This is a genomic window from Frankia sp. CgKIO3 (genome assembly GCF_977946435.1).
The window spans coordinates 1-5210 of sequence record NZ_CDWTMO010000223.1 but is presented as its reverse complement, the minus strand read 5'-3'; the positions used below and the strand labels follow the sequence as shown (position 1 = coordinate 5210).

Annotated in this window: 6 protein-coding genes; 4 read left to right on the top strand and 2 right to left on the bottom strand. The window is 70.8% G+C overall.

Going from position 1 to position 5210, the window contains the following annotated elements; all coding sequences use genetic code 11:
• Nucleotides 1-49: 49 nt before the first annotated feature.
• Nucleotides 50-256, bottom strand: a complete 207-nt coding sequence (locus AC08OJ_RS18345) for a hypothetical protein (RefSeq protein ID WP_476596378.1) — start codon at nt 254-256, stop codon at nt 50-52.
• Nucleotides 257-557: 301 nt separating this feature from the next.
• Between AC08OJ_RS18345 and AC08OJ_RS18340 the strand changes: the two genes are divergently transcribed.
• Both AC08OJ_RS18340 and AC08OJ_RS18335 read left to right on the top strand, forming a co-directional pair.
• Complete coding sequence (locus AC08OJ_RS18340) at nt 558-1514, top strand: hypothetical protein (protein WP_476594501.1); 957 nt, start codon at nt 558-560, stop codon at nt 1512-1514.
• Nucleotides 1515-1650: 136 nt separating this feature from the next.
• A complete protein-coding gene (locus tag AC08OJ_RS18335) occupies nt 1651-2844 on the top strand; it encodes a toxic anion resistance protein (RefSeq protein WP_476596376.1) in 1194 nt (397 codons plus the stop codon).
• A gap of 208 nt (nt 2845-3052) precedes the next feature.
• Here AC08OJ_RS18335 and AC08OJ_RS18330 read toward each other — a convergent pair whose 3' ends face one another.
• On the bottom strand, nt 3053-3277 hold the full coding sequence (locus AC08OJ_RS18330; protein ID WP_476596374.1) for a hypothetical protein: 225 nt from the start codon (nt 3275-3277) through the stop codon (nt 3053-3055).
• 374 nt (nt 3278-3651) lie between these two features.
• Here AC08OJ_RS18330 and AC08OJ_RS18325 point away from each other — a divergent pair, with 374 nt between their 5' ends.
• A complete protein-coding gene (locus AC08OJ_RS18325) occupies nt 3652-4446 on the top strand; it encodes a vWA domain-containing protein (protein ID WP_476596373.1) in 795 nt (264 codons plus the stop codon).
• Complete coding sequence (locus AC08OJ_RS18320) at nt 4443-5198, top strand: hypothetical protein (RefSeq protein WP_476596372.1); 756 nt, start codon at nt 4443-4445, stop codon at nt 5196-5198. The genes AC08OJ_RS18325 and AC08OJ_RS18320 overlap by 4 nt, the downstream gene beginning before the upstream one ends.
• Nucleotides 5199-5210: the final 12 nt, after the last annotated feature.

The window sequence follows — 5210 nt, the reverse complement described above, 5'->3', positions numbered from 1 at the left end:
GGCATTGGGGCGAGCATCGACGCCGCCCGGCTGCGCAGCCGGTGCGCGGTTACCGGCACAGAGGCCGGTACGCGAGATCGGGGGCGTATCTCCGCCACTGATCCTCGGTGATGGTGGTCGTGACGGAGCCGCACAGCGCGTGGGTGATCTCGTCCCCTCTCGTCTCCCACAGACGGGCGCCGCGGCCATTCACCGTCACCAGGGAACGGTCGCGTGGGTTGAACGTCGAGAACGTGTCGCCGGGGAGCGTGGCCACCGTCTGCGGATGGTTGGGTCTTCGCAGATCCCACGCGGACCGGGACTAATTGATGGCCGAGCGGTGCACACCGTGCGACCGAAATGTGACGTCGCCGTTTACCGGAGTGTCGCCGGGATCTACCATCATGGGGGCAGACGGGGCCAATCGGGGGATTCGGGCGGAGGGCTGGTGCGTTCGGCGCAGCGGGGCAGGACCGTCGGGCTCCTGCTGGCCGGTCTGCTCGTGATCGCGGTGGTGGCCCTGATCGTGGTCCCCCGGCTGGGGGGGCGACGCCGGCAGTGGTCCGCCCGATGGCAACGTGCGGACCGTCCGGGTCCTGGCCGGTTCGGAGAAGCGGGACTTCTTCGCGGACCCCGCGGTGGGCGTCCGGCTCGCGGAGCTCGGCTACCGGCTGCAGGTCGATACCGCGGGGTCCAGGGAGATCGCCACCAGCCGCGACCTGACCCCCTATGACCTGGCCTTTCCGGCCGACGCGCCGCAGGCCGACCGGATCAGGGCCGCCAGGAAGGTGACGAAGTCCTACGTCCCCTTCTTCAGCCCGATGGCGATCGTCACCTTCCAGCCGATCGCGTCACTGCTGCAGAACGCCGGGGTCGTGCGGATGGACGGCGGCCACCACGTCCTGAACATGCGCGGCTACCTCGATCTGGTCGGTAGGAACACCCGCTGGTCGGACCTGCCGGGGAACACCGCTTTCGAGACCGGCAAGTCCGTGCTCATCAGTTCGACGGATGTGCGGACGTCGAACTCCGCGGCGCTGTACCTGGCAATCGCCAGCTATGTCGAGAACGGCGGCAACGTCGTCGCCGACAGCGCCGCGGCGGATCAGGTGGCCGCCCGCTGCGCACCGCTGTTCGTCAAGCAGGGCTATGTCGAGCAGTCCACCCAGGAACCCTTCGACGACTTCCTCACCATTGGGATGGGGAAGACGCCGATGGCCATGATCTACGAGGCGCAGTTTGTCGCCCGTCAGCTCGCGAAGGACGGTTCCATCAGCCCCGACATGGTCCTCATGTACCCGGAGCCAACGATCTACGCGAAGCACACGGTGGTACCGCTGACCGCCGATGGCGAGGCCGCCGGGCGGGGCTACTCGCCACCGACCCGCAGCTGCAGCGTCTCGCGGCTCAGCACGGGTTTCGTACCGCGGATGCCGCGTACGGCCGCCGCCTGGCCACCGAACGGGGTCTCGCGCCGCCGCCGTCGCTGGTTGACGTGGTGGAACCGCCCACCGCCGCCATCGAGGAACGCATGATTGACAAGATTGTGAACCAGGCGCAGGGGAGACCCGGTTGACCACGCAACCGCCGGCCGCCGACCGTAATACGGCACCTGGCAATACGGCACCTGGCAATACGGCACCTGGCAATACGGCACCTGGCGGCGACCTGGTGCTGACCCCGCCCGAGCCGGTGGCACCGGTGCCCCTTGACCGGGCCGAACCGGCCGTTCCGATCGATCCGGGCGCCGCGGCCCGGCTGGACGAGCAGGCTGGCACGTTCGCGCGCACGCTGCTGTCCATCGATGCCCACTCGCCGGCGTTCACGTCGAAGGTCGCCGCCGTGCACCGGCTGGGGGAGAAGGAGATCCGGGAATCGGCGTCGGTGTCCAACCGGTTGCTCGACAAGCCCACCCGGGCGATGAACTCCGGGCCCTTCGACCAGACCTCGGCGGTGTCGAAGTCCCTGGTCGAGCCGCGCCGGGTCGTGGCGGATCTCGACCCCTCCCGGCAGAATCTCGACGCCCCCAGAAAGCTGCTCGGCGTGCTCCCCTTCGGCAACCGGCTGCGGGACTACTTCGCCTCCTACCGGTCGTCGCAGGCCCACCTGGACGGGATTCTGCGCTCCCTGCAGCACGGTCAGGAGGAGCTGCGCCGGGACAACGCCGCCATCGAGCAGGAGAAGCAGAACCTGTGGGCGACGATCGACCGGCTGCGGGAGTACGCCTACCTCGCCGGCAGACTCGACGGTGAGCTCGAGACGGGGATCGCGGCGCTCGCGGGCACCGACCCGGACCGGGCTGAGGAGCTTCGCCAAGATGTGCTGTTCTACGTCCGCCAGAAGCACCAGGACCTGCTCACCCAGCTTGCCGTCGGCGCACAGGGCTACCTTGCGTTGGACCTGCTCCGGCGCAACAACCTCGAACTCATCAAGGATGTGGACCGGGCGAGCACCACGACCGTGTCGGCGCTGCGCACCGCGGTGATCGTCGCCCAGGCGCTGGCCGACCAGAAACTGGTCCTCGACCAGATCTCGGCCCTGAACAGCACCACCGAGAAGATTATTTCCGGCACATCGGAGCTGTTGCGCCGGCAGAGCGTCGACGTGCACCGGCAGGCGTCCTCGGCGACCGTCTCGCTGCGGGCCCTCCAGCAGGCCTTCGCGAACATCTACGCCACCATCGACGCCATCGACGACTACCGCGCCGCCGCGCTGGACACCATGCGAACGACAGTGGACGCGCTGTCCACCGAGATCGGCAGGGCCACCGCCTACCTGGACCGGTCGGCCGCGGCCGCGGGCGGCGAACTCGGCTCGTACCCCGACGGAGGTGGCGAGCTGACGCTGCCGGGCGGCGGCCGGTGAACCGACGGCCGCGCGCAGCCCTGCTCGTGTGTCTCCTGACGGTGCTGTTCGCGGCCGCCTGCTCGGGCGGAGGCTCAGGACCGGCGGACGGGTCCGGCACCGGCGAATCCGCGGGCGAACTCACCGTCCTCGCCGGCTCCGAACTCCAGGACATCCAGCCGCTGCTCTCCGATCTCACCCGGGCGACCGGCGTCACCCTGCGGCTGACCTACACCGGCACCCTGGACGGCGCCGACGCGATTACCAGGGGCACCGCCCAGGCCGACGCCGCCTGGTTCGCCTCCGACCGGTACCTGCGACTGCTGCCGACCGGCGCGACGCCCGTGGCCGCGCGATCGTCGATCATGCTGTCGCCGGTGGTGTTCGGGGTCCGGCGCAGCCTGGCCCGGCAGTTCGGCTGGACCGGCAACCCGAACGTGACCTGGGCCGACATCGCCGCGAAGGTGGCGGCCGGCCAGCTCTCCTACGCCATGACGAATCCCGCGGCGTCGAACTCGGGTTTCTCCGCCCTGGTCGGGGTGGCGGCGGCACTCGCCGGCACCTCGGACACGCTGCGCCCGCAGGACATCAGGCCTGCCCAGCTGACCTCGTTCTTCTCTGGCCAGGCACTGACCGCGGGCAGTTCCGGTTTCCTGACCGACGCCTACGCCCGCTCCCAGGACACTCTCGGCGGCATGATCAACTATGAGTCGGTGCTGCTGGCCCTGAACGCCGGGCACCGGCTGCGCGAACCATTGGAGCTGATCTATCCCAGGGACGGGATCGTCACCTCCGACTATCCTCTCCTGCTGCTGCGGCCGGATAAGCGTGATCTCTACGACCGGGTCGTCAGCTGGCTGCGCCTGCCGCAGACGCAGCGCCGGCTGCAGATCACCACGAGCCGCCGGCCGGCCCTGCCCGGAGTGGCGCTGGACGCCCGGTTCCCGACGCGGACGCTCACCGAGCTGCCCTTCCCAGCGAGCCGGCAGGTCGCCCGACCAGCTGCTGTCCGCCTACCTCGACCGGTTCCGGCGGCCCAGCCACGCCATCTTCCTGCTCGACCTGTCCGGGTCGATGGCCGGACCGCGGATAGCGGCGCTCCAGGCGGCGCTGCGCGGGCTCACCGGTGCGGACGACACGTTGCCCGGCAGGTTCGCCCGGTTCCGGGGTCGCGAGAAGATCACAATGATCACCTTCGCCGGCCGGGCCCACGACCCCATGGACTTCGCCGTGAACGACCCGCGGCCGGGCTCCGCGGATCTGGCGGGCGTCAACACGTTCGTGGACGGCCTGCAACTCCAGGGCAACACCGCGATCTACTCGGCGCTGGAGGCCGGCTACCGGGCCGCCGGCGCGGCCGCCGAGGCCGACCCCGGCTACCTCACGTCGATCGTCCTGATGACCGACGGGGAGAACAACTCCGGTATCTCGGCCGCCGACTTCCGCTCCTCCTATCAGCGGCTGCCGGCGGCCGCGCGTGCCGTGCCTACCTTCACGATCGCCTTCGGGGAAGCCGACCCGGCGGCGCTGCGGGACATCTCCGCCGACACTGGCGGCGCGGTGTTCGACGCCCGTACCTCGTCGCTGGCGGACGCGTTCAAGGACATCCGTGGCTACCAGTGAACCGCCGGCGCCGCGTCCACCGCGGGCGGCTCCCGCGCCCGGCACCACCCCCGCCGCCGCCGATCCCCGGCCGGGGACAGTGGATCCTCACCTGGTTCGGTTCGGCCAAGAACATCGCCGGCTGCACGTGCGCGCTCGCCGGCGCCGGCGCGAGTGCCGCGGGCCTGGTGGACTGGCCGTTCTGGCCGCCGGTCGTCGCGGCGCTCTACGCGATCGGCGCTTTGGTCGCACCGCCGCGCCGCGCCGCGGTCGCGGGCGGTGGGATCGACGTGGGTGATCTGCGGACGGCGGTCGAGGCCCAGTACCGGACTCTGATCGACCGAGCACCGGACGGCCGGGCACTCGCCGCGGCCGCCGAGGAGGTCATCGGGGCGCTGCGGCAGGTTCTGGACACCCCGCACCTGCTGCGTCCCGGCTCGCCGGAGACGTTCGCCGTCGAGCGGACGGTCGCCGATTACCTGCCCATCGCGGTGGAGACCTATCTGGGGCTGCCGCGGGCCTACGCCGAGACCCACCGGCTGCCCGACGGCCGCACCCCCCGCGATGTCCTGCTGGCGACGCTGGCCCTGCTCGCCGGTGGGATGCGTGAGGTCACCGAGGCGGCCGCCCGCGGCGACACGGCCCAGTTGCTCGCGCACAGCCGCTTTCTCACCGACCGGTTCGGCCCGACCGAGCTCACCCTGCCCGATCCAGCCCGGCCCGATCCACCCCGGCCCGACCTGCCACACCTCCCGGGCTCATCTAGCCCCTAGTCCCCCCTAGCC

Coding starts and splice junctions, on each gene's coding strand:
- AC08OJ_RS18330 (WP_476596374.1), bottom strand. CDS start 3,277: ATGTCGGCCCAGGTCACGTTCGGGTTGCCGGTCCAGCCGAACTGCCGG.